The 22646-nt window shown below is 67.9% G+C and carries 16 protein-coding genes and 1 tRNA gene; 14 read left to right on the top strand and 3 right to left on the bottom strand.

The window, feature by feature from the left end:
- Positions 1-62 precede the first annotated feature (62 nt).
- Together CEK68_RS09355 and CEK68_RS09360 are read right to left on the bottom strand one after the other, a co-directional pair.
- Positions 63-2825 (bottom strand): TonB-dependent receptor, encoded by a 2763-nt coding sequence (locus CEK68_RS09355; RefSeq protein WP_193314148.1) that lies wholly within the window; start codon positions 2823-2825, stop codon positions 63-65.
- A 485-nt stretch (positions 2826-3310) separates the two neighbouring features.
- On the bottom strand, positions 3311-5404 hold the full coding sequence (locus CEK68_RS09360) for a glycoside hydrolase family 97 protein (protein ID WP_152239214.1): 2094 nt from the start codon (positions 5402-5404) through the stop codon (positions 3311-3313).
- 250 nt (positions 5405-5654) lie between these two features.
- Here CEK68_RS09360 and CEK68_RS09365 point away from each other — a divergent pair, with 250 nt between their 5' ends.
- The 3 genes from CEK68_RS09365 to CEK68_RS09375 are packed head-to-tail and all read left to right on the top strand — an operon-like array spanning position 5655 to position 11010.
- Entirely contained in the window at positions 5655-7847 is a 2193-nt protein-coding gene (locus tag CEK68_RS09365; RefSeq protein WP_226977825.1) for a Six-hairpin glycosidase-like protein, read from the top strand.
- Positions 7844-9328 carry an MFS transporter gene (locus CEK68_RS09370; protein ID WP_152239215.1) on the top strand — a complete coding sequence of 495 codons (1485 nt, stop codon included), beginning with the start codon at positions 7844-7846 and terminating at the stop codon, positions 9326-9328. The genes CEK68_RS09365 and CEK68_RS09370 overlap by 4 nt, the downstream gene beginning before the upstream one ends.
- A gap of 8 nt (positions 9329-9336) precedes the next feature.
- Positions 9337-11010 (top strand): alpha-amylase family glycosyl hydrolase, encoded by a 1674-nt coding sequence (locus CEK68_RS09375; protein WP_193314150.1) that lies wholly within the window; start codon positions 9337-9339, stop codon positions 11008-11010.
- A 132-nt stretch (positions 11011-11142) separates the two neighbouring features.
- Here the strand turns inward: CEK68_RS09375 and CEK68_RS09380 are convergent, their stop codons facing one another.
- Positions 11143-12213 carry a LacI family DNA-binding transcriptional regulator gene (locus CEK68_RS09380; RefSeq protein WP_152239217.1) on the bottom strand — a complete coding sequence of 357 codons (1071 nt, stop codon included), beginning with the start codon at positions 12211-12213 and terminating at the stop codon, positions 11143-11145.
- Positions 12214-12539: 326 nt separating this feature from the next.
- On the opposite strand from CEK68_RS09380, the gene thrS reads away from it, so the two are divergent.
- The 11 genes from thrS to CEK68_RS09435 all read left to right on the top strand — a co-directional run.
- Positions 12540-14444, top strand: coding sequence for a threonine--tRNA ligase (gene thrS, locus CEK68_RS09385; RefSeq protein WP_152239218.1), 1905 nt, complete (start codon positions 12540-12542; stop codon positions 14442-14444).
- Between the two features lie 63 nt (positions 14445-14507).
- Complete coding sequence (gene infC / locus CEK68_RS09390) at positions 14508-15032, top strand: translation initiation factor IF-3 (protein WP_304412340.1); 525 nt, start codon at positions 14508-14510, stop codon at positions 15030-15032.
- A 380-nt stretch (positions 15033-15412) separates the two neighbouring features.
- Positions 15413-15610, top strand: a complete 198-nt coding sequence (rpmI, locus tag CEK68_RS09395; protein ID WP_010342861.1) for a 50S ribosomal protein L35 — start codon at positions 15413-15415, stop codon at positions 15608-15610.
- 10 nt (positions 15611-15620) lie between these two features.
- Positions 15621-15980 carry a 50S ribosomal protein L20 gene (rplT, locus tag CEK68_RS09400; RefSeq protein WP_010342859.1) on the top strand — a complete coding sequence of 120 codons (360 nt, stop codon included), beginning with the start codon at positions 15621-15623 and terminating at the stop codon, positions 15978-15980.
- A 205-nt stretch (positions 15981-16185) separates the two neighbouring features.
- Positions 16186-17181, top strand: coding sequence for a phenylalanine--tRNA ligase subunit alpha (gene pheS, locus CEK68_RS09405; RefSeq protein WP_010342858.1), 996 nt, complete (start codon positions 16186-16188; stop codon positions 17179-17181).
- Between the two features lie 131 nt (positions 17182-17312).
- A complete protein-coding gene (pheT, locus tag CEK68_RS09410) occupies positions 17313-19691 on the top strand; it encodes a phenylalanine--tRNA ligase subunit beta (protein WP_152239219.1) in 2379 nt (792 codons plus the stop codon).
- Between the two features lie 23 nt (positions 19692-19714).
- Entirely contained in the window at positions 19715-20014 is a 300-nt protein-coding gene (locus CEK68_RS09415) for an integration host factor subunit alpha (RefSeq protein WP_003466661.1), read from the top strand.
- On the top strand, positions 19995-20351 hold the full coding sequence (locus tag CEK68_RS09420; protein ID WP_009597860.1) for a MerR family transcriptional regulator: 357 nt from the start codon (positions 19995-19997) through the stop codon (positions 20349-20351). Before CEK68_RS09415 ends, CEK68_RS09420 begins: the two co-directional genes overlap by 20 nt.
- A gap of 103 nt (positions 20352-20454) precedes the next feature.
- Positions 20455-20531 (top strand) — tRNA-Pro (locus tag CEK68_RS09425).
- 570 nt (positions 20532-21101) lie between these two features.
- Complete coding sequence (locus CEK68_RS09430) at positions 21102-21794, top strand: polysaccharide biosynthesis/export family protein (protein ID WP_026143621.1); 693 nt, start codon at positions 21102-21104, stop codon at positions 21792-21794.
- A partial coding sequence (locus CEK68_RS09435; RefSeq protein WP_255424768.1) for a Wzz/FepE/Etk N-terminal domain-containing protein occupies positions 21791-22646 on the top strand: 856 nt, incomplete at its 3' end. The genes CEK68_RS09430 and CEK68_RS09435, both read left to right, overlap by 4 nt.

The raw sequence follows: 22646 nt of genomic DNA on the forward strand, positions 1-22646 counted from the left end.
GCCCCAACGAAAACGCCCGCCGGGTGCGCCGGCGGGCGTCGTCTGCAGCCTCTACGCGGGACTCAGAACTTGTAGTTCACGCCCAGCATGTAGGTGCGTCCCCATTCGACGTACTCCAGCGGGCGATCCTTGGTGCCGGCGTAGGTGCGGTAGGGCGAGTTGGTCAGGTTGCTCGCCTGCAGCAGCAGGCTCAGCCCGGCCAGGCTGCTGCCGTCGGCGAAGGTGTAGCTGACCTGCGCGTCGGTGACGTTCTCGCCGACGACGTAGCGCAGCGTGCGGTTGCCGTTGAAGTTGCCGATCTCGCCGATGAAGTCCGACCGCCGCCGCTGGCTGACGCGTGCCTCGAAGCCGTTGCGCTCGTAGTAGGCGGTGAAGTTGTACACGCGCTTGGACAGGCCGGGCAGGTCGATCGGCGCCGAGCCCACGCTGGAGGCGCTTTCGGGATCGACGATCTTGATGTCGCTGTCGTTGAACGTGGCACTGGCCTGGATGCCGAAGCCGCGCAGGCTGTCGGTGAACATGTCCAACGGCAGCGAGGCGGTCAGCTCGAGCCCGCGCAGGGTGCCGCCCTTGCCGTTCTGCGGCGAGGAGAAGGTACCGGTGGTCTGCACCGGCACGGTCATGTTGGGCGGCCGAACGTAGCTGGCGAGCAGGGCGGAGAAGTCGTAATCGTCGCGCGACTGCGTGTAGATGTAGCTCTTCAGGTCCTTGTAGAACACCGCGGCGGCCACGTAGGCCTTCTCGCCGAAGTACTTCTCGTACGACAGGTCCAGCGCGTTGGCGCGCCACGGGTCGAGCAGGGGATTGCCGCCGCTGCCGCCGGGCTTGCCGGTGGAGGTGTCCACGCCGAAATCCAGGCCGGCGCGCATCTGGTCCACGCGCGGCCGCGCCACCTGCTTGGCCGCGGCGAAGCGCAGGGTCTGCTGGTGCGGGAACAGGAAGGCCAGGTTGAGGCTCGGCAGCCAGTCGTTGTAGGTCTTGCCGGCGTCGATCGGCAGCACGTTCTGGCCGGCCGGACGGGACTGGTCGAAGTAGCTGGACTGCGAGCTCTGGTCGGCGTGCTGCAATTGAACGCCGATGTTGCCGCGCACGCCGACCTCGCCGATGTCGGTGTTGATGTTGGCGCGGAGCCAGGCCGTGGTGATCTTCTCCTGCACCGTCCAGGACTTCGGAATCAGGTAGTCCAGATTGGTGACCGGGTTGAAGGTCATGTAGCGCGAGACCGCCGCCGGCACGTTCCAGGCCGGGATGGTGCCGATGCCGGCGAAGCCGAGGTTGACCGGGTCGTACTGCAGATCGCTGGCGATGCTGGTGTCGCCTTGCGCGCCGAGCAGGATGTTGCCTTCGGCCTGGGTCTTCTGCTTGCGGCGGTCGGCGTAGTTCACGCCCACGTCGATGTCCGAGAACCAGGTCAGCGCCTGCGGCGCGGGCAGCGTCGCCGCCAGGCGGCCGCCCTTCAGCCGGTCTTCGACCTCCGGCACCTTGCCGTAGCCGGAGCCGTAGATGGTGTTGGTCAGGAACAGGTTGTTCGGGTCGGAGTAGTCGCGGCCGGGTGTGATCTGCGAGAAGCCGTTTGGATGGACGGCGATACCGATCGAATCGAACTGCGGTCGCGGGATCAGCTGCAGGTTGTTTTCGAGGTTCAGTTCGTCGCGGGTGGCCTTGGAGTAGTTCAGGTCGGCCATTAGCCGGACGCTCCCCAGGTTGAACTCGTTGTTCCAGCCGAACGCGTCGATTTTGTCCTTGCGCTTGTTGTACATGCCACGGACAAGCGGATAGGCGTTGTTGATGGTGCCGCCGGTGAAGGTGCCATCGGCGTTGCGGCTGACATTGGTGAACACCGGGAGGATAGATGCCGGGTTGTTCGGATCCTCGCCATTGCCGCTGAGACTCAGCTCGAACTGATTGGCGGTATCGATCTGTTCGGCTTCGGTATGGAACGCATCGAAGGTGCTGGTCCAGGTGTTGGATGGCCGGAATTGCACGGTCGCCATCACGCCATCGCGCTTGTTGTTGCCGGTACGGCGCAATGCCTTGATGCCGTCCGAGAAGAAGGTGCCTTGCGGAACGCCGCGGCGCTCGCCCTTGTCGGTTTTCTCGGTCGTCCACGGCTCGTACAGGCCGACCTGGTTTTCCTGGATGGGCATGTCGCTGTGGGCATAGCCGATCGAGAAGCCCAGGGTGTTGTCCAGGAACTGGTCGATGTAGCTGGCGCTGAAGCGGTTGCCGAAGGCGTCGACGTTGGCGGCCTTGCCGAGCGAGCTCTTCTGCAGGCGGCCGCTGACGGCGATCACCCGGTCCGGGAAGCTCAGCGGACGCACGGTCTGCATGTCGATGGTGCCGGACAGGCCCTGGCCGACCAGGCCGGCATCGGGCGTCTTGTACACGGTCACGCCGTTGACCAGCTCCGACGGGTACTGATCGAACTCGACGCTGCGGTTGTCGCCGGTGCTGACCACTTCGCGGCCGTTGAGCAGGGTGGTGGCGAAGTCGGGCGACAGGCCGCGCACGCTGATCACCTGGGCGCGGCCGGCGACGCGCTGCGCGGCCAGGCCGGGCAGGCGCCCGAGCGATTCGGCGATGCTCACGTCCGGCAGCTTGCCGATGTCTTCGGCCGAGATCGCTTCGACGATGGACGTCGAATCCTGCTTGATCGCGATGGCGTTCTCGATGCCGCGGCGGATGCCGGTCACCTGCACCTTGTCCAGTTCGGTGACCGGATCGTTGGATGTGGTGGCGGTGGTATCGGACTGTGCAGCAGCCAGCATCGGCGTCATCGCGACGGCCAGCGCCAGCGTCAGCGCGTTGCGCTTGTGGTTCAACATTTTCCCCTCCCAGGCAATGTTGTCTTGCGAATGTCTGAACCGGCGAGGCGGCCGGATGTGCGTGTCGCGCAGCCGCAGGGCGGTGTCGCGATTGCGCTGTATGGTAGACACGCGGCTTCGTCGCGAACGTCCGCTGCATACGTATTCACTGGCCTGCATCGCATTGGAAGCGCTTTCAGGATCGCAATGTCGTGCGCGCGCCGCTACGCCGGTGCCGCGGCGAGCATGCGCGTGCTTCATGCAACTGACGTCGTGCTGCATGCACATTCGGGTGCTGCACTGAGAGTGATGCCAGGGAGTACGCCGGCATGCGGACGTCGGGCGAGCTTGCAGATGGCGCGACATGGTTTGGCGGACGCGCCGCGCCGCTGACCTGCCGCGCACGATGGCGCGGCGCCGCAGAGGCGAACGCCGTGATCCGGCATGGCGAGTGCATGCCTCCGCCGCAGTGCTGCCGGCGGTGCCGCGTGCCGCATGGTGGTGCGTCAGCGCGACGCCGCCGTGCCAGCGGAGGCCGGTGCCGGGTCCAGCGGGACGAAACGGATCGCCTGGCCGCCGCCGGGTGCCAGCTTCACCTGCAACTGATCGCGGCTGGTGACCATGCGCTGCTCGCGCACGAAGTCGAACGGATTGTGCTGGTAATCGGCGGCGTCGCCGTCGCGGTAGATCTCGGCGCGATAGCGTACGCCGGGTTCGAGGAAGCTCAGCGCGATCGGCAGCACGCGGCCGTGCTCGTCGGTGATGCTGCCGAGGAACCAGTCGCGGCTGTGGCGGTCCTTGCGCACGATGGTCACGTAATCGCCGATCTCGCCGTCGAGCACGCGGCTGTCGTCCCAGTCCACCGCCAAGTCCTCGATGAAGCGGAAGGCGTCGCGGTGCTGCAGGTAGTGCTCGGGCAGGTCGGCCGCCATCTGGATCGGGCTGTACAGGGTCACGTACAGTGCGAGTTGCCGCGCCAGCGTACTCGGAATCGCGCGTCCGCCGCGGCCCGTCAGGCTGAGGATGCCGGGGGTGTAGTCCATCGGCCCGGCCAGCATCCGCGTGAACACCAGGTTCACTTCGTGCTCCGGCGGGTTCGGCGGCTCGCCCCAGGCGTTGTACTCCATGCCGCGCGCGCCTTCGCGCGAGAGCCAGTTCGGGTAGGTGCGACGCAGGCCGGTGTCCTTGATCGGCTCATGGGCGTTGACCGACAGGTGGCGCTTGGCGGCTTCCTCCACCACCTTGAGATGGTGGCGGGCCATGAACTGGCCGTCGTGCCATTCGCGCAACAGCGGGCCGCCGGCAGGATTGCGCCGGTCCACCTGGCCGTCGTCGCAGACGTAACCGGTCTTGAAGGTGTCCACGCCCAGCCGCGCGTACAGGTCCAGCGCCGCATCGAGCTGGTCTTCGTAGTGTTCCACCGCGCAGCCGGTCTCGTGGTGACCGATCAGGTGCACGCCCTTCTTCGCCGCGTAGGCGCTGAGCGCATCGATGTCGAAGTCCGCGGTGGCACGGGTGAAGTCGAAGTCGTCGCCGTTGCCGACCCAGTTGCCGTCCCAGCCGGGGTTCCAGCCTTCGACCAGCACGCCACGAAAGCCGTGCGCTGCGGCGAAGTCGATGTAGCGGCGGGTGTTGGCGGTGGTGGCGGCATGCCTGGGGCCGCGCGCCCAGGTGTCCTGGTTCAGGTGCATCGACCACCACACGCCGATGTACTTGGCCGGGTGCACCCAGCTCACGTCGCCCAGCGCGTTGGGTTCGTTGAGGTTGAGGATCAGGTTGGAATCGACCAGACCGCCGGCCGTGTCGCTGATCTGCAGCGTGCGCCACGGTGTGTCGAAGGGCAGGGACCGGCGCACCTTCCAGCCTTCCGCCGAAGGCGACAGTTGCGCATGCAGGCGCTGGCCTTCGCCGCGGCGCAGCCACATCCCTGCGTAGTCGACCAGGGCCGCCTCGTGGATGGCCAGGTGCAGGCCGTCCTGGCTGCGCAGGGTGAACGGCGTGTGCGCCAGTGGCACTTCGCGCAGCGGCGTGCGCCGGTACAGGTATTCGTAGTGGATGGGTGCGCCGGCGGGAATCCACCAGGCAGTGGCGTCGGGGACGATGTCGAACTCGGTGAGTTCCTCGTCGATGATCGCTTCCTGCATGCCGGCCTGCTGCGGAAAGCTATAGCGGAAGCCGAGCCCGTCGTCGTAGACGCGGAACACCACCGCGAAGCGGCGCTGGCGGCCGCCACGCTCGCCCAGGTCTACGCGCAGTTCGTTGTAGTGGTTGCGCACGTAGCGGCGCTCGCCCCAGGGCTGTTCCCAGGTCTCGTCGACGCTGCGGCTGTGCTGGTCCAGCACAGCCAGGTCGCGATCCAGCGCGCCGTCGCGCAACTGAAAGCCCAGCCGCGATTCGCCGATCACCGCCTCGCCCAGCCGCTGCACGCGATAGCTGGGACGGCCTTCGTCCAACTGCAGGGAGACGCGCAGGATCTTGCCCGGCGAGTCCACGCTGGCCACCGTCTGCGGCGCGGCGTGCAGGCATGGCGCAACGCACCACAACACGCTCGCCAGCAACGACGGCAGACGCAGGCGCGACAGGACCTCAAACAGCGGCATCTCCCCTCCCAGGGCGACCGTGGCAGCGCAACGACTATAGCGAGGCGGTTCCTGGCCGCCGGAGGCCCGTACGATGAATACGTATGCAACTGCACGCGCCGCGGTGCCGCCCGTCTACCATGTCCGCAGCGCCCCCGCGATGCGGAGGCGGCGACCGCAGCGCCGGCGTGCCGGCCTGCGCTTCCACCATGCAGGCAAAGAGGGAGGGAGGTCGATCGGTGCGAGCCGGTCTGCCGCTTCGATGCTGAAGATGATTTGCTTGGCCGCCACCTTGGGTGCCGCGGCGTCGGTGTCTGCTGGACAGACGTCATTGCAGTGGCGTGGCCAGACCGCGCAGGCTGAGGCCACCGCCGACGGCGGTTTTGTGCTGCACGCGGCCCAAGGCACACGTACGGTGCCGGCGCAGCCGTTGCGCAGCGAGACCGATAGCCCGTTGTTCGACGCGCTGTTCGCGCTGGCGCAACAGGAACTGCACGACGATCAGGTGCAGGCGATCCGCGATCCGGCGTTCGATCACGGCGAGCCGTTGCCGTGCGATTGCTACCAGACCGGCGAGCGCTGGCCCTACGTGTGGACCCGCGACGTCAGCTATGCCGCCGACCTGGCCCTGGCGCGGCTGGATCCCGAGCGCACGCGCCGCTCGCTGCGCTTCAAGCTGTCGCCGATGCGCGGCACCGACGCGCTGCCGGGGCTGTTCGTGGCGCAGGACACCGGCTCCGGCGGCAGCTGGCCGGTGAGCAGCGACCGGGTGGTGTGGTTCCTGGCCGCGCGGCACCTGCTGGACGATCCGGGCTTCGCCGCCGATACCCGCGCCGCGCTCACTGCCACGCTGGCGCAGGATCGCGCGTTCGCGTTCGACCCGCGCATCGGCCTGTACCGCGGCGAGACCTCGTTCCTGGACTGGCGCGAGCAGACCTATCCGGCCTGGACCCGCGAGGATGTCGGCTTCATCGCCAGTTCCTTCGCGCTGTCGACCAACGTGCTGCATTACCAGGCGCTGCGCCTGGGCGAGCGCCTGGCCCGGGAGCAGGGCGACACGCAGGCGGCCGCGCGCTATGCCGACTGGGCCGATGCGCTGCGCCAGGCGATCGCGCAGCGTTTCTGGCGCGAGGACCGCGGTACCTACGTCGGCTACATCGGCACCGCCGAGCATCCGGTGCGCTACGAACGCTACGATCTGCTGGGCCTGTCGCTGGCAGTGCTGGCCGACGTACTGCCGGCCGCGCGTGCGCGCCAGGCGCTGGCCCGCTATCCGGCGGTGGAGGCGGGCAGCCCGGTGGTGTGGCCGCAGCAGCGCGAGGTGCCGATCTACCACAACCGGGCGATCTGGCCGTTCGTCAGCGCCTACGCGCTGCGTGCGGCGCGGCACACCGACGACAGCGCGCGCATCGACCTGGAAGTGCGCTCGCTGCTGCGCGGCGCCGCGCTGGCCGGCTCGAACATGGAGAACTACGAGTTCCTGAGCCAGGCCGTGCATGTCGACGACGGTCCGCTCAGCGGCCCGGTGGTCAATTCGCCGCGGCAGCTGTGGTCGGTGGCCGGCTATCTGGCGATGGTGATGGAGGGCGTGTTCGGCGTGGAGGACGACGGCCGCGTGTTGCCCAAGTTGCCGACCAGCCTGGTGCCCATGCTGTTCGGCGAGCGCCAGGAGATTGCGTTGCAGCTGAAGGACCGCCGGATCGTGCTGCGCCGGCCGATGCAGCTGCAGGGCGACCTGCTGGTCGCCGGCAAGACCCACAGCCAGAACGGCGTCATCACCATCGACTTGGTGGCACGCCACAGCGGAAGTGCGCCCTTGCAGATGCTGACGGCAGAAGACGCCTTCGCACCGCTGGCGCCGCCGGCACCGCAGGTGCGACGCGAGACCGGGGGCTGGCGGGTGCAGGCGGCTGCGGACTCGGTGTTGTACGTCGATGGGCAGGCACGCACGGGCAGCGCCGACGGCGCGTTGCTGCCGCTGGCCGAGCGCGTCCAATGCCTGAGTCTCACACGGAAGGGTGCGCGTTGGGAGTCGTTGCACAGCCCCACTGTCTGCGTCGGCAACGTCGCCCGCGTGGAGGGCGCCGACGGTTGGACGTGGACCGCGCCGCACGATGGCGCCTACCGGCTGAGCGTGCGCTACCTCAATGCGCATGGGCCGATCAACACCGGCGTCACCGCCGCGGTCAGACGCCTGCAGGTGCAGTGCGGCGCCGCGCCAGCACAGTCGCAACCGCTGGTGATGCCGCACAGCGTCGGCGAGCAGACCTCCACGACGGCGCTGTTCGAGCTGCAGGCCGGGCAACCTTGCGTCGCGCGGCTGCTGCCGGCGGCAAACATGAGCGCACTGCAGCACTTCGCGCGCTACACCGGTGGCCAGGGCGGCGCCGATGGCGTGGTCAATGCCGCCGATGTCGCCGCGCTGCTGATCGCGCCGGCCGGCCCGATCGAGGAGCGCCCATGAGCGCCGTGCCACGCGCCAAGCCGGCGCTATCGTTCTGGCAGATCTGGAACATGTGCTTCGGCTTTCTCGGTATCCAGTTCGGCTTCGCGCTGCAGAACGCCAACGCCAGCCGCATCTTCCAGACCCTGGGCGCGGACATGGAGCAGGTGCCGGGATTGTGGATCGCCGCACCGTTGACCGGCCTGATCGTGCAGCCCATCGTCGGCTACCTGTCCGACCGCACCTGGAACCGCTTCGGCCGGCGTCGCCCGTACTTCATGGTCGGCGCGCTGTTCACCACGTTGGCCCTGCTGGTGATGCCGAACTCGCCGGCGCTGTGGGTCGCGGCCGGCACGCTGTGGGTGCTGGACGCCTCGATCAACATCTCGATGGAGCCATTCCGCGCCTTCGTCGGCGACCAGTTGCCGACGCGCCAGCGCGCCACCGGCTATGCGATGCAGAGCTTCTTCATCGGTGTCGGCGCGGTGGTGGCGAGCATGCTGCCGTGGCTGCTGGCGCACTGGGGCGTCAGCAACACCGCCGGCCCCGGGGAGGTGCCGGCGACGGTGCGCTACGCGTTCTATTTCGGCGGCGCGGTGCTGTTCCTGTCCATCGGCTGGACCGTGCTGCGCACCCGCGAGTATCCGCCCGAAGAGCTGCACGGTAGCGACGTCGCCACGGCGGCCGCCGCGGCGGCGCAACCGCGTCGTGTCGATGGCGCCGCTGCGCTGTGGTGCGCGGTGGGCATTGCCGGGGCGGCGGCGATCGCCTTCAGCGGCGGCGACCGCATGCTGTACGTGCTGGCCGGCCTGTGCATCGCTTACGGCGTGCTACAGGGCGTGGCGCCGCGCCTGCGCCGCGGACACATGCTGGCGGCGATCGTCTGCGATCTGCAGACCATGCCACAGGCGATGCGGCGCCTGGCCTGGGTGCAGTTCTTCTCCTGGTTCGCGCTGTTCGCGATGTGGATCTACACCACCGCCGCCGTCACCCAGACCCACTACGGCACCCACGACGCGACCTCGGTGGCCTACAACGACGGGGCAAACTGGGTCGGCGTGCTGTTCGCCGCCTACAACGGCTTCGCCGCACTGGCCGCGATCGCCATTCCGCTGCTGGTGCGCGCCTGCGGGCTGCGCGTGAGTCATCTGCTGAACCTGTGCCTGGGCGCGGCCGGCCTGCTGTCGTTCCTGTGGATCCGCGATCCGCAGTGGCTGTTGCTGTCGATGGTCGGCGTGGGCTTCGCCTGGGCCTCGATCCTGTCGCTGCCCTACGCCTTGCTATCGGACAGCGTGCCGGCGGCGAAGATGGGCGTGTACATGGGCATCTTCAATTTCTTCATCGTGATCCCGCAGTTGGTCGCGGTCAGCGTGCTGGGCTTCGTGCTCACGCACTGGCTCGGCGGCCGGCCGCTGTACGCGCTGGCGATCGGCGGCGGCAGCCTGCTGGTGGCGGCGCTGTGCGTGCTGTGGGTGCCGTCGGATTCGGGAGCGAACGCATGATCGATCGGATGTCGCTGTTGGCGCTGGCCCTGCTGGGCGCCTGCGCTGGGTCGGCGCAGGCCCAGGCGCCTGCGCAGGAAGAGTTCTACGGCACGCTGGAGCCGTTCGCCAGCGAGGCGGTGTACTTCGTGGTCACCGATCGCTTCGTCAACGGCGATCCCGGCAACGATCACCGCAACCAGGGCGGTGCGCATCGCACCTTCGATATCCCGATCCCGGCGCCGCCGGGCGAGAGCGACAACATCGGCTACCTCGGCGGCGACTTCAAGGGCGTGGTCGACAACGCCGGCTACATCCGCGACCTGGGCTTCGGCGCGGTGTGGATCACCCCGATCGTCGACAACCCGGACGAGGCCTTCACCGGCGGCAAGCCGATCACCTGGGGCAGCTCGTTGAGCGACCGTGGCAAGACCGGTTACCACGGCTACTGGGGCGTCAATTTCTACAAGCTCGACGAACATCTGCCGAGCCCCGGTCTGGATTTCGCCGGCTTCACCCAGGCGATGCACGCGCAGCAGTTGAAGGTGGTGCTGGACATCGTCGGCAATCACGGCTCGCCGGCCTGGACCATGCCCAAGCGGCAGCCGATGTTCGGCCAGGTGTTCGACCGCGACGGCAAACTGATCGCCGACCACCAGAACCTGCCGCCGTCCAAGCTGGACCCGGCGCACAACCCGCTGCACGCGTTCTACAACACCGGCGGCAACCTGGCGCAGTTATCCGATTTCAACGAGCGCAACCCGGCGGTGATGGAGTATCTGGTCGGCGCCTATTCGCAGTGGCTGGGGCAGGGCGCCGATGCGTTCCGGATCGACACCATCGGTTGGATGCCGGACAGCTTCTGGCACGAGTTCGTGCGCCGCATCCGCGCGCAGCGCCCGGGCATGTTCATGTTCGGCGAGGACTTCGACTACAACGCGCACAAGATCGCCGGCCACACCTGGGCCAGCAACGCCGGCGTCAGCGTGCTGGATTTCCCGCTCAAGCAGGCACTGGCGGCGACGTTCGGCCATGCCCAGCGCGGCTACGAGACGCTGCAGCCGGCGCTGTACCTGGAACGCGGCCCGTACGCCAATCCGTACGAGCTGATGACCTTCTACGACAACCACGACATGGCGCGGCTGGACGCCAGCGACGCCGGCTTCATCGACGCGCACAACTGGCTGTTCACCGCCCGCGGCATCCCGGTGATCTACTACGGCTCGGAGACCGGCTTCATGCGCGGGCGCGCCGAGCATGCCGGCAACCGCAACTACTTCGGCCAGGAGCGGGTGAACGCGGCGCCGAGCAGCCCGATCTTCGCGCCGCTGCGGCGCATCGCCACGCTGCGCCAGCGCAGCCCGGCGCTGCAGCGCGGCCTGCAGCTCAACCTGCAGCTGTCCGGCGACGAGGCGGTGTTCTACCGCGTGTTCCAGCATGCGGGCAGCACCCAGACCGCGCTGGTGCTGCTGAACAAGAGCGATGCGCCACGCACGCTGGAGGTGCGCCGCTACCTGCAGCCGGGCACCTGGCACGACGGCTTCGACGGCAGCGCCATCGAGGTGACCGATGTCCTGCGCGCCGAGGTGCCGGCACACGGCGTGCGGGTCTTCCTGTCCGATGCGCCGATCGTGCGCCCGGACCTGCGCGCGCGGCTGCGCTGGCTGATGGCGGCCAAGGACGGGGTGGCGCCGGCGCACTGAACGCGGCGCGGCAGGCGTTGCGGGGTCGCGCAGGGCTGCGGGACTCGGCGTGCGGCGAGCACGCTGCGTCAGGTTCCTGGTGTCCCCGGCCAATGACAGGCGGCGGCGCTGCCGTGACGCAGGCCGGCCGCGTCAGCCGCGCAGCGAGGAGCCGCGCAGCGCCAGCGTCACCGGCAGGGTGCGGCTGCTCACCGGCTGCCCGGCGATCTGCGCCAGCAGGGTGTCCACCAGCACTGCACCGGCCAGCTTGGTGTCCTGCTGCACCGTCGATAGCGCCGGATCGACGCTGGCCGCCACCGGGATATCGTCGAAGCCGGCCAGGGCCACGTCCTCGGGCACGCGCAGGCCATGCTCGCGCAAGGCCTTCAGCGCGCCGATGGCGATCAGGTCGCTGGCGGCGAACAGTGCATCGAAGCGCTCGCCGCGGCCGAGCAGCGCCAGCGCCGCCTCGTAGCCGGACTGCTCGGTGGTGATCGCATCGACCTGCAGCGCCGGCGTGGCCTCGGCGCCGGCCGCGCGCAGCGCCTGCAGGTGGCCGCGGTAGCGTTCCAGGAATTCGGGGTAATGGTTGGAGGCGTCGCCGAGGAAGGCGATGCGGCGGCGGCCCTGCGCCAGCAGGTGCGCGGTGATGTCGTGCCCGCCCTGGAAGTTGTCGCTGCCGATCGACACGCCCGGCTGCCCGGGCAGCACCGCGCCCCAGCGCACGAAGTGCGTACCCTGGTCGACCAGGTGCTGCAGCCGTTGCTGCGCCTGCAGGTAGTCGCCATAGCCGAGCAGGATCAGTCCGTCGGCCTTCTGGCTGTCGCCGTAGTCGGCGCGCCAGTTGTCCGACAACTGCTGGAACGACACCAGCAGGTCGTAGCCATGGCGGGCGCAAGCGCGGGTGATCGAGCCCAGCATCGAGTGGAAGAATGGGTTGATCAGCGAGTCATCGGTGGTCGGGTCTTCGAAGAACAGCAACGCCAGGGTGCCGGCATTGCGCAGGCGCAGGCTGGAGGCGTGCTTGTCGACCTTGTAGTTCAGCTCGCGCGCGATCGCCAGGATCTTGCGCCGGGTCTGCTCGTTGACCGCCGGACTGCCGCGCAGTGCGCGTGAGACCGTGGGTTGCGACACGCCTGCCAGGTAGGCGATGTCCAGCGATGTGGCCTTGCCTTTGATGACGGCGCGTCCGGGTGCGGAGAAAACGTCGACGAAGCATGCCATGGCGCCCGCTGTAGCTCTTGCTGCGGCGCAGCGAAGGCCTCGGGCGCGCACCAGGAATGACCGTTTTGGTAAACGGCCGCAATTACCATTTTGGTAAAAGCTGGTTTACCATTCTTGCCTATCGACCTGATCCGGACATGGGTGGCCCGCGGCGACGCCGGCCGAGCGTGCGACATGAGCACTACCACCGCCCTCGCTTGAGTTCCCGCCCAAGGCTGTCCGAGCAGGCGCCCTTGTGGCGCCTTCTTTCTGTCCCGCGCCCAGGCTGGCCTGCCGCCGAGGTGGCGCGGACGCCGTCCTCCCGTTTTCCATTTCCGCCGACTCCCATGATCACGATCACGCTCCCCGACGGCAGCCGCCGCGAATTCGAATACCCCGTCAGCCCCATGGACGTGGCCCAGTCCATCGGTCCCGGCCTGGCCAAGGCGACCATCGCCGGCCAGGTCGATGGCCGTCTGGTCGACGCCTGCGACCTCATCGACCACGACGCCAGTCTGCGCTTGATCACCGCCAAGGACGCCGAGGGCGTGGAGATCATCCGCCACTCCTGCGCGCATCTGGTCGGCCACGCGGTCAAGCAGCTGTATCCCGAGGTCAAGATGGTGATCGGCCCGGTCATCGCTGAGGGCTTCTACTACGACATCTACAGCGAGCGCCCGTTCACCCCCGAGGACATGGCGGCGATCGAGAAGCGCATGCAGGAGCTGATCGCGCAGGACTACGACGTGATCAAGAAGGTCACCCCGCGCGCCGAGGTCATCGAGCTGTTCAAGCAGCGCGGCGAGGACTACAAGCTGCGCCTGATCGAGGACATGCCCGACGACGTCACCGCGATGGGCCTGTACTACCACCAGGAATACGTGGACATGTGCCGCGGCCCGCACGTGCCGAACACGCGCTTCCTCAAGGCCTTCAAGCTGACTCGCATCTCCGGCGCCTACTGGCGCGGCGACGCCAAGAACGAGCAGCTGCAGCGCATCTACGGCACCGCCTGGGCCGACAAGAAGCAGCTCGAGGCCTACATCCTGCGCATGGAGGAAGCCGACAAGCGCGACCACCGCAAGATCGGCAAGCAGCAGGACCTGTTCCACCTCCAAGAAGAGGGCCCAGGCCTGGTGTTCTGGCACCCCAAGGGCTGGTCGATCTGGCAGGTGGTCGAGCAGTACATGCGCAAGGTCTACCGCGACAGCGGCTACGGCGAGGTGCGCTGCCCGCAGATCCTGGACGTGTCGCTGTGGCAGAAGTCCGGCCACTGGGACAACTACCAGGACAACATGTTCTTCACCGAGTCGGAGAAGCGCACCTACGCGGTCAAGCCGATGAACTGCCCCGGCCACGTGCAGGTGTTCAACCAGGGCCTGCACAGCTACCGCGACCTGCCGATCCGCTACGGCGAGTTCGGCGCCTGCCACCGCAACGAGCCGTCCGGCGCGCTGCACGGCATCCTGCGCGTGCGCGGCTTCACCCAGGACGACGGCCACATCTTCTGCACCGAGCAGCAGATCGAGGCCGAGGTCACCGCCTTCCACCAGCAGGCGCTGAAGGTGTACGGCGACTTCGGCTTCGACGACATCCAGATCAAGATCGCCTTGCGCCCGGAAAAGCGCCTCGGCGACGACGCCACCTGGGACAAGGCCGAGGCCGCCCTGCGCGCCGCGCTCGGCGCCTGCGGCGTGGAGTGGCAGGAACTGCCGGGCGAGGGCGCCTTCTACGGCCCGAAGATCGAGTACCACCTGAAGGACGCGATCGGCCGCACTTGGCAGCTCGGCACCATGCAGGTGGATTTCATGATGCCCGGCCGCCTCGGCGCCGAATACGTGGACGAGCACAGCCAGAAGAAGCATCCGGTCATGCTGCACCGGGCCATCGTCGGGTCGATGGAGCGGTTCATCGGCATCCTGATCGAGCATCACGCCGGCATGTTCCCGGCCTGGCTGGCGCCGGTGCAGGCCGTGGTCATGAACATCACGGACGCACAGGCAGACTATGTAGACAACGTGCGGAAACTCCTTGCAAATCAAGGCTTCCGCATCGAGGCCGATTTGCGGAACGAAAAAATCGGTTATAAGATTCGCGAACACACGCTGCAGCGGGTGCCGTACCTGTTGGTCGCGGGCGACCGCGAGACGGAAAACGGCGCGATTGCGGTCCGTACGCGATCGGGGGAGGATCTGGGCACCATGTCGGTCGCCGCCTTCGCCGAACGGCTGCGCGCCGAGCAGTTGGCGTGACACCACCCTGGTGCGGACGGAGCCTCCGTCCGCGCCAGTCCGATTCCCCTGGGAGATTGCAACATCAGTACCCCTGACAACAAACAGAACCGCAAGAACCAAGAGATCCGCGTGCCGCGCGTGCGCGTGATCGGCGCGGACGGCGAGATGGTCGGCGTGTTGACCCGCGACGAAGCGCTGGCGCTGGCCGAAGAGGATGGACTCGATCTGGTCGAGATCCAGCCGCAGGCCGATCCGCCGGTCTGCAAGATCATGGACTTCGGCAAGTTCAAGTTCGAGCAGCAGAAAAAGGCCAACGAAGCCAAGAAGAAGACCAAGCAGGTCGAGATCAAGGAAATCAAGTTCCGTCCGGTCACCGACGAAGGCGATTACCAGATCAAGCTGCGCAACATGCGCCGTTTCATCGAGGAGGGCGACAAGGTCAAGGTCAATATCCGTTTCCGCGGCCGCGAGATGAGCCATCAGGAGCTCGGTCGCGAAATGGCCGCGCGGATCGAGGCCGATCTGGGCGAAGACATCGTCATCGAATCGCGTCCGCGCCTGGAAGGCCGGCAGATGGTGATGATGATCGCGCCGAAGAAGCGCTGACCCAGTCCGGGATCGCGCCCCGCCCCGTGCGGGCGCGCGGCCGCACGGGCGCCAACGGCGCCCACCGTCATGGTCATCCCCGCGTTTTTTGCCCCGGCGCAGGCTGCGTGGTGACGCCGTGCGTGCCGTTTTCGATTCCCTAGTCCCCATTCTCGATTCCCGGCGCGCCAGTGCGTGCCCACCGAACCGCATGATTTGCAAGGCATTCCAAGCCCTGGCATAATGCGCGGCCCAGTTCATCGGGTTTGCCGCTCGCGCGGCAATAGGACCCGCCCGGATCCTCAGTGGATCAAGGGCTTACAAGCAGGTAAGGGCACGGACGGAAAGTGTGGCGCAGCCACCGCCCTGACCAGTGACAAAACACCATCAAGGACATTGCAATGCCCAAGATCAAGACCAACCGGGCGGCGGCCAAGCGTTTCCGCAAGACCGCCTCCGGCAAGTACAAGGCCGGCCACGCCAACCGTAGCCACATCCTCACCAAGAAAGCGACCAAGCGGAAGCGCAACCTGCGGCAGACGAACCACGTCCGTGCCGAGGACGCAGGCCGTCTGGACCGTATGCTTCCCTACCTCTGAGGACTGAACCATGGCTCGAGTCAAGCGTGGCGTCCAGGCGCGCCGTCGTCACAAGAAAGTTCTGAACCTCGCCAAGGGCTACTACAACGCCCGTCGCAAGGTCTTCCGCGTCGCCAAGCAGGCGGTGATCAAGGCGCAGCAGTACGCCTACATCGGCCGCAAGCAGAAGAAGCGCAATTTCCGTTCGCTGTGGATCACCCGCATCAATGCGGCGGCCCGCATCAACGGCATGAGCTACAGCCGTTTCATGAACGGCCTGCTCAAGGCCGGCATCACCCTCGACCGCAAGGTGCTGGCGGACATCGCCGTTCACGACGCGCAGGGCTTTGCCGCCCTGGCGGAGAAGGCGAAGGGCGCGCTGGCGGCATAAGTTTGCGAGTCCCTTGCAGAAACCCGTGCGTCCACGTGCGGGGTTTCGGCGGGAGCCATCGCAGGCATGCAGGGGAAGGGCGCAAGTCCTTCCCCTTTTGCGTTTTTGGGCACCCCGGCGACGGGGCGCCTGCCGGGTAGGGAGGTTCCGCATCGGCGGGACACGGTGGCCACGGGTTCGGCCGGAGCAGTGAGGCGCGAGTGCAATGAGTGAGATCGATTCCCTGAGCGGGCAAGCGCTGGCGGACATCGCCGCGGCGCAGAGTCCGGAGGCGCTGGAGCAACTGCGGGTCGCGCTGCTCGGCAAGAGCGGCAGCATCACCGCCCAGCTCAAGCAGCTCGGCGCGTTGGCGCCGGAGCAGCGCAAGCTGGCCGGCGAGGCGATCAACCGCGCGCGCGACACGGTGTCCGCCGCGCTGGCCGAGCGCCGCACGCTGCTGGAGACCGCGGCACTGGACGCGCGCCTGGCCGCCGAGCGCATCGACGTGACCCTGCCGGGGCGACGCGGCGAACGCGGCGGGCTGCATCCGGTCACCCGCACCCTGGAGCGCATCACCGAGATCTTCGCGCGGCTGGGCTACGAGCTGTCCGACGGCCCCGAGATCGAGGACGACTGGCACAACTTCGAGGCGTTGAATTTCCCGCCGCACCACCCGGCGCGGGCGATGCACGACACCTTCTATTTCGGCGACGGCCGCCTGCTGCGCACCCACACCTCGGGCGTGCAGGTGCGCTACATGGGGGAGCATGCGCCGCCGCTGCGCATGATCGCCGCGGGCAAGGTCTACCGCAGCGACAGCGACCAGACCCATTCGCCGATGTTCCACCAGGTCGAAGGCCTGCTGGTCGACGAGCACGCGACCTTCGCCGACCTCAAGGGGACCCTGGCCGAATTCGTGCGCGCGTTCTTCGAGCGCGATTTCCAGATGCGCTTCCGTCCCAGCTACTTCCCCTTCGTCGAGCCCGGCGCCGAGGTCGACATCGCCTGGCAGCAGCCCGACGGCAGCACCCGCTGGCTGGAAGTGCTCGGCTGCGGCATGGTGCACCCGAACGTGCTGCGCAACGTCGGCATCGACCCGGAGCGCTACACCGGCTTCGCCTTCGGCATGGGCGTGGAGCGCTTCGCGATGCTCCGCTACGGCGTCAACGACCTGCGCGCCTTCTTCGAGAACGACGTGCGGTTCCTGCGGCAGTTTGCTTGAGGCTGGGAGTCGGGAAACGGGAATCGGGAATGGGCAAAGCAACGCAAAGGCTCGTTTCCCCTCTCCGTTTCCGTTCCTAGTAGACCGCGTCTTCGATTCCCCATTCTCCATTCCCGATTCCCGGCCCTTCCATGAAATTCAGCGAAAACTGGCTGCGCAGCCACGTTCCGACCCAGGCCACGCGTGAGCAGCTCACCGCGACCCTGACCGCCATCGGCCTGGAGGTCGAGGAGGTCGTGCCGCTCGGCGACGGCCTGCAGCAGGTGGTGGTGGCGCGGATCGTCGAGGCTGCGCCGCATCCCGAGGCCGACCGGCTGCAGGTGTGCCGGGTCGATGCCGGGCAGGGCGAGCTGCTGCAGATCGTCTGCGGTGCGCCCAATGCGCGCGCGGGCCTGGTCGCGCCGCTGGCGCTGGTGGGTGCGCAGGTCGGCGGCATCGCGATCAAGCCGGCCAAGCTGCGCGGGGTCGCGTCCAACGGCATGCTGTGCTCGGCCAAGGAGCTGGGCCTGGACAGCGATGCGTCCGGCCTGTTCGAACTGCCCGACGATGCGCCGATCGGCCAGGCGCTGATCGAGTATCTGGGCCTGCCCGACGCCAGCATCGAGATCAAGCTCACCCCCAACCGTGCCGACTGCTTCGGCGTGCGCGGCATCGCCTACGACGTGGCCGCGGCCTGCGGCAGCGACGTGCTGCCGTTGGCGGTGACGCCGGCCGCGGTGAGCAGCGAGCGCACGCTGCCGGTGACGCTTGGTGCGGGCGCCGACGCGCCGCGTTACTGCGGCCGCGTGGTCGAGGACCTGGATCCGGCGGCGAAGACGCCGCTGTGGATGGCCGAACGCCTGCGCCGCAGCGGCGTGCGTCCGCTGTCGCTGCTGGTGGACATCACCCAGTACGTGATGCTGGAACTGGGCCAGCCGATGCATGCCTTCGATCTGGACACCTTGCAGGGCCCGGTCGGCGTGCGCCACGCGTGCGAAGGCGAGACCCTGACCCTGCTCGATGGCCGCGAGGCCGTGCTGGATCCGGCGTTCCTGCTGGTCACCGATGCCGATCGGCCGGTGGCGCTGGCAGGCCTGATGGGCGGCCACGCCACCCGCGTCACCGAGACCACCCGCCACGTGTTCCTGGAGGCCGCGCATTTCGCCCCGGCCGCGATCATGGGCCGCGGGCGCAAGCTCGGCCTGCACACCGATGCCGGCCACCGCTTCGAGCGCGGCGTGGACCCGGCGCTGCCGCGGCAGGCGCTGGAGCTGGCGACGCGACTGGTGCTGGAGCTGGCCGGCGGGCGCGCCGGCCCGGTGGTCGAGGCCGCCTTGCCCGAATTCCTGCCGGCGCCGGCACCGATCGCGCTGCGCCGCGCGCGCATCCTGCGCGTGCTCGGCATCGAGATCGCCGACGCCGACGTCGAGCGCATCCTGCGCGCGCTGGGCATGGACGTGGTCGCCTCGGCCGACGGCTGGCAGGTCACCGCGCCGAGCCGCCGCTTCGACATCGCCATCGAAGAGGATCTGATCGAGGAGCTGGCGCGCATCCACGGCTACGACCGCCTGCCGACCACCTTGCCCGGCGGCGCCACGCGCATCGCCATGGACAGCGAGACCCAGCTGGACGAGCGCAGCGTGCGTCGCCAGTTGCTGGCGCGCGATCTGCTGGAAACCATCAACTACGCCTTCGTCGATGCTGCGCTGCTGGACCAGTGGGGCCTGCACGACGGGCGCGTGGCCCTGGCCAATCCGCTCAGCGCCGAACTGGCGGTGATGCGTCCGTCGCTGCTGCCGGGGCTGGTCGCCGCGCTGGGCCGCAACGCCGCGCGCCAGGCCGGGCGCGTGCGCCTGTTCGAGCTTGGCAAGGTGTTCGCCGCGGCGGCGGAAGCCGGCGCCGCGCCGACCGAAACCCAACGGGTGGCGGCGGCGGTGTGCGGCGATGCCGACGCCCTGCAATGGGGCCTGCCGGCGCGCAAGGTCGATTTCCACGACCTCAAGGGCGACCTGGACGCCTTGGCCGCGGCCTCCGGCGCACGCCTGGACTACCGGCCGTCGACGCATCCGTTCGCGCATCCGACCCGGTCGGCCGACGTCTATCGCGACGACGTGCGGATCGGCTGGATCGGCCAACTGCACCCGCGGCTGCTGCAGGCGATGCAGGTCGACGTGGACGTGCTGGCGTTCGAGCTGGACCTGGCGCCGCTGGCCGCGCGTGCCCTGCCGCGCGCCGCCGAGCTGTCGCGGTTCCCGTCGGTGCGTCGCGACCTGGCGGTCGTGGTGCCGGACGCAGTGAGTTGGGCGGCGCTGGCGCGCAGCGTGCGCGCGGCGGTCGGGCCCTTGCTGCGCGAGGTGGTGCTGTTCGACCGCTACGTCGGCGCGGGGGTCGAGGCTGGTTGCAAGAGTCTCGCTATGGGCTTGATTTTGCAGGACAACACGCGCACTCTGACAGACCGCGACGTGGAGGCGGTGGTCGCCGATGCGGTGGCCGCGCTGGCGCGGGAACACGACGCGCGGATGCGTGGTTGAGAAGGACAGGGGATAGCAGGGCGATGGCGTTGACCAAAGCGGAAATGGCCGAGCGGTTGTTCGACGAAGTCGGGCTGAACAAGCGCGAGGCCAAGGAATTCGTCGATGCGTTCTTCGACGTGCTGCGCGATGCGCTCGAGCAGGGGCGGCAGGTGAAGCTGTCCGGTTTCGGCAACTTCGACCTGCGCCGCAAGAACCAACGGCCCGGCCGCAATCCCAAGACCGGCGAAGAGATCCCGATTTCGGCGCGGACGGTGGTGACCTTCCGCCCCGGACAGAAGCTCAAGGAGCGAGTGGAGGCTTATGCTGGACCCGGGCAGTAACCGCGAACTTCCGCCGATTCCGGCCAAGCGCTACTTCACCATCGGTGAGGTCAGCGAGCTGTGCGACGTCAAGCCGCATGTGCTGCGCTACTGGGAGACCGAATTCCCCAGCCTGGAACCGGTCAAGCGGCGCGGCAACCGGCGCTACTACCAGCGCCACGACGTGCTGATGGTGCGGCAGATCCGCAGCCTGCTGTACGAACAGGGCTATACCATCGGCGGTGCGCGCCTGCGCCTGGAAGGCGAGGGTGCCCGCCAGGAATCGGCGCTGAGCAACCAGATCATCAAGCAGGTGCGGCAGGAGTTGGAAGAAGTCCTGCAGTTGCTGCGGCGGTGAGCCATGGCGGCGGCGCTGCCGCTAGGAATGGCCGCGGCAAACCCGCTATAATCGCCAGCTCGCCGCAAGGCGGGTCCGCCATGACGGCGGAGACGCAACACACCGGGGTATAGCGCAGCCTGGTAGCGCACTAGTCTGGGGGACTAGTGGTCGTCGGTTCGAATCCGGCTACCCCGACCATCTTTCGAAGGCCCATGTCTGCGACATGGGCCTTTTTGTTTGGGCGCGTCGGATCGGCGGCGCGCGTATGGCCGATGTGGGGAATGGGGTACCCGCCGGGATGGCAATGCGTGTCGGTATCGCGACATAGGGCGATCTGTATCGGCGCAGGGAGGCTGGCGCGTCGCCGTAGACAAAATGCGCGGGATTGCGCTGTCCCGCGACGAGGTCGTCGCCCCACCAGAGCGGAAAGCCCCATGGGAACTGGGAGCTACGCAGCGTCAATGCGTTGACATTGATCACGTTAACATCGCGTCGATGGAACGTTCACGGGCCCTTGCTACGCTGAATAGCCGGACATGTAGTTGAACCCTCGCGTTACTGCGTCAAAAAAATGTCGGGTAACGCCTTGGTGGCGGCAGATGCCTGTGCCATAGTGCGTTGCAACACGAAGCTTCGCTGTTGGCCAGGGCCGTTCGTCCCAGGCAGGAATTGACACCGCAATCATCCTCCGACCGGGAACGGAACCCTGGCCGGCTGGGGGAGTGCGGCGCTTCGAAAACCAATCGACAGAGGGCATCAGCATCGCGCATGGGTAAACTTTCCGTGACCTTCCACTGGGCGCTGGCCCTGTTCTGCCTGGGGCTGCTGTCTGCATGCAGCAGCGGGCCGGCGATGCGTACCGATCTGCCGGCGGGCGATCCGCTTGCCGCTTCAATGGGCAAGCCGGAATACCTGCTCGGCCCGGGCGACCTGCTCACGGTCAAGGTGTTCCAGGTCGACGACCTGGAACGGCAGGTGCGGGTCGACAACGAGGGCCGCATCTCGTTGCCGCTGATCGGCGACGTGAAAGCCGCCGGCTCCAGCGTCAATGCGCTGCAGAAGGAGATCGCCGACCGCTACCGCAACGGCTATCTGCAGAACCCGCAGGTGTCGGTGCTGGTCGACGAGTTCACCGGCAACCGGGTCACGGTCACCGGCGCGGTCAGCGAGCCGGGCATCTATCCCATCCAGGGCTCCGCCTTGACCCTGCAGCAGGCGCTGTCGCTGGGCAAGGGCGTCAGCGACGTGGCTAGCCGCGGCAATGTGGTGGTGTTCCGCACCGTCGGTGGACAGAAGATGCTGGCGCGTTTCGATCTGCGCGAGATCCAGAAGGGCGCCGCGCCGGATCCGGCGATCTACGGCGGCGACATCGTGGTGGTGTACCGCTCCGATGCGCTGGTATTGCTGCGCACCGTGGTGCAGCTGACCCCGTTCGTGATGGTCTGGAGGGCCTACCGATGAGCGCCTCCACCTTGCCTCCCGTTTCCGCGCCGCGCCCGCGTCCTGTGGGTGCGCCGCTGAGCCCGGCCGACATCGGCCTGCTGGATTACTGGAATGCGCTGTACCGGCAGCGTTGGCTGATCATCGGCATCACCGGGGCAGTCGTCCTGCTGGCGTTGCTGGTCCTCCTGCTGATGACGCCCAAGTACCGCGCCACCAGCGTGCTGCAGATCGAGCGCGAATCGCTCAACGTCGCCAATGTCGCCAACCTGATGCCGGTGGAATCGCCGCAGGATCGCGACTTCTACCAGACCCAGTACGAACTGCTCGGCAGCCGGTCGCTGGCGCGGCAGGTGATCCGCGAGGCCAAGCTGACCGAGGCGCCGGCGTTCAAGCCGCTGGTCGACGAAGCCCTGGAGAAGCTGCAGGACAACGGCGACGGGCGTGCGCCGACGCCGCAGGCGCGCGCTGCCGCGGCGGAGAACGCGCTGGTCGGCCCGGTGCTGGATGCGTTGACCATCGAGCCGGTGCGCGATTCGCGGCTGGTGCGGATCAACTTCGATTCGCCCGACCGGGTGCTGGCCACGCGCGTGGCCAACACCTACGCCAAGATGTTCATCGCCTCGACCCAGGAACGCCGGCTGCAGGCGTCCTCGTTCGCCGCGCGCTACCTGTCTGACCGCCTGGCGCAGCTGCGCGACAAGGTCGAGGAGTCGGAGAAGAACGCGGTCGACTATTCCAGCCAGGAACAGATCGTGTCGATGGGCGAGGACAAGCCGTCGCTGCCGACGCAGAACATGAGCGAACTGAATGTGCGCCTGGCCGCGGCGCAGGATGCGCGGATCAAGGCCGAGGCGGCCTGGCGCCAGGCCG

Origin of the sequence: Xanthomonas sp. LMG 12461 (genome assembly GCF_009192935.1) — a bacterium.
Lineage (GTDB): Bacteria > Pseudomonadota > Gammaproteobacteria > Xanthomonadales > Xanthomonadaceae > Xanthomonas_A > Xanthomonas_A sontii.

Bases quoted from the DNA above. Each gene is read 5' to 3' on its own strand.
- CEK68_RS09355 (WP_193314148.1), bottom strand. From the start codon at position 2,825: ATGTTGAACCACAAGCGCAACGCGCTGACGCTGGCGCTGGCCGTCGCG.
- CEK68_RS09360 (WP_152239214.1), bottom strand. From the start codon at position 5,404: ATGCCGCTGTTTGAGGTCCTGTCGCGCCTGCGTCTGCCGTCGTTGCTG.
- CEK68_RS09365 (WP_226977825.1), top strand. From the start codon at position 5,655: ATGATTTGCTTGGCCGCCACCTTGGGTGCCGCGGCGTCGGTGTCTGCT.
- CEK68_RS09370 (WP_152239215.1), top strand. From the start codon at position 7,844: ATGAGCGCCGTGCCACGCGCCAAGCCGGCGCTATCGTTCTGGCAGATC.
- CEK68_RS09375 (WP_193314150.1), top strand. From the start codon at position 9,337: ATGTCGCTGTTGGCGCTGGCCCTGCTGGGCGCCTGCGCTGGGTCGGCG.
- CEK68_RS09380 (WP_152239217.1), bottom strand. From the start codon at position 12,213: ATGGCATGCTTCGTCGACGTTTTCTCCGCACCCGGACGCGCCGTCATC.
- thrS (WP_152239218.1), top strand. From the start codon at position 12,540: ATGATCACGATCACGCTCCCCGACGGCAGCCGCCGCGAATTCGAATAC.
- rpmI (WP_010342861.1), top strand. From the start codon at position 15,413: ATGCCCAAGATCAAGACCAACCGGGCGGCGGCCAAGCGTTTCCGCAAG.
- rplT (WP_010342859.1), top strand. From the start codon at position 15,621: ATGGCTCGAGTCAAGCGTGGCGTCCAGGCGCGCCGTCGTCACAAGAAA.
- pheS (WP_010342858.1), top strand. From the start codon at position 16,186: ATGAGTGAGATCGATTCCCTGAGCGGGCAAGCGCTGGCGGACATCGCC.
- pheT (WP_152239219.1), top strand. From the start codon at position 17,313: ATGAAATTCAGCGAAAACTGGCTGCGCAGCCACGTTCCGACCCAGGCC.
- CEK68_RS09415 (WP_003466661.1), top strand. From the start codon at position 19,715: ATGGCGTTGACCAAAGCGGAAATGGCCGAGCGGTTGTTCGACGAAGTC.
- CEK68_RS09420 (WP_009597860.1), top strand. From the start codon at position 19,995: ATGCTGGACCCGGGCAGTAACCGCGAACTTCCGCCGATTCCGGCCAAG.
- CEK68_RS09430 (WP_026143621.1), top strand. From the start codon at position 21,102: ATGGGTAAACTTTCCGTGACCTTCCACTGGGCGCTGGCCCTGTTCTGC.